The following is a 1,175-nucleotide window of genomic DNA, read 5'->3' as shown; positions in this document are numbered from 1 at the left end:
TTCTGTGTGGTGATGTCTGTACTAATAAACGTTAAGACTATTGATAGCCTTCTCATAGTCCCTCCATTTTATGTCCGAGGTATACTGTGCGGCCGTCCTGATTAGATGATCAAACAAGTCGTACTTATCCTTCTTGCAGTCTCTGAAAAATCTTCTGTTGAACTTCCAACAATATTCATTCAAGTATGGTTGTAGGAATCTCTCGTCTATATCTTTATGTATAGCTTCAATACCACTACGGCACTCTCCGGTTATTATATGCACCCAAGGTAATTTTGATTTGACCACTTCATGGATTTCGTCCTCAGTTTCAGGATATGGCTTGTGTTCTTTGAGGATTTCCTTTAACTTGATGAGGTTGTGTCCACCATCCGTAACAGCTTTGGTGTCGCTACTCACAGATCCTTCAATATAGGGACGTATCGTTTCATATTGCTGATTAGGCATAGAGTACATCTTTATACATTGGACGGCTTTCTTTATGTTCATCTTTTCTGCTTTCTGCAATAGCGCGGATGCTCTGTTAATATACTCAGGCATAGTAAGTTTGGAAAAATACTCTGCGAGGATACCATCAACAGGTTTACTCTCTGCTATTACCAGAACCGGTGTCTTTTGAGTCTTGATTACATCCTCACCGTCAACATTGACTATAGAAGAAGTAGGGAAGAAGGATATGTCAATCTCCACTTCATCAGACAACTTATACATGGCATCTCGCTTGCCCATAATGTCTCTATACTTCATCATCATGAGCCATACAGGAGAATAATATTTCTTTTCCAACTGATGTTGTATCTCCTTGGCAGATAGCACCTGCTTGATTGATGTCATCATGTTAGCCGTAAAGAACCAATCGTACATGGGCAAGTGACTCTTTTCCATTACTGTTCCCTTGGTCAATGGGAATCTATAGCCACAGGTGGCACATTGGAATATACGACTTCCCTTATACCATTTGAAATTGGTTCTACTGCACTTAGGGCAGATCATACCCAAGGACAGGCGAACATCTTTGAAGTAGTCTATGCAGCTTTCATCGTCAGGAAATCTATTGAAGAAGTCTTTGAGTAACATTGGCTTGGTTTTTTCCATAAAAGTAGCTGTATTTTAGAAGATTACAAAAGAGCAACTAATTATTTAACGAATATTAGTACGGACATCACCACACAGAA

The 1,175-nt window shown here is 39.6% G+C and carries 1 protein-coding gene; it reads right to left on the bottom strand.

Translation table 11 applies throughout. The annotated features are described in order from the left end of the window. Positions 1-21: 21 nt before the first annotated feature. Complete coding sequence (locus FYJ73_RS15630) at positions 22-1,077, bottom strand: IS1595 family transposase (RefSeq protein WP_154535664.1); 1,056 nt, start codon at positions 1,075-1,077, stop codon at positions 22-24. Positions 1,078-1,175: the final 98 nt, after the last annotated feature.

Origin of the sequence: Hallella mizrahii (genome assembly GCF_009695775.1) — a bacterium.
In the GTDB taxonomy this organism is placed as follows: Bacteria; Bacteroidota; Bacteroidia; order Bacteroidales; family Bacteroidaceae; genus Prevotella; species Prevotella mizrahii.
This window is presented reverse-complemented; position numbering and strand designations above follow the sequence as displayed.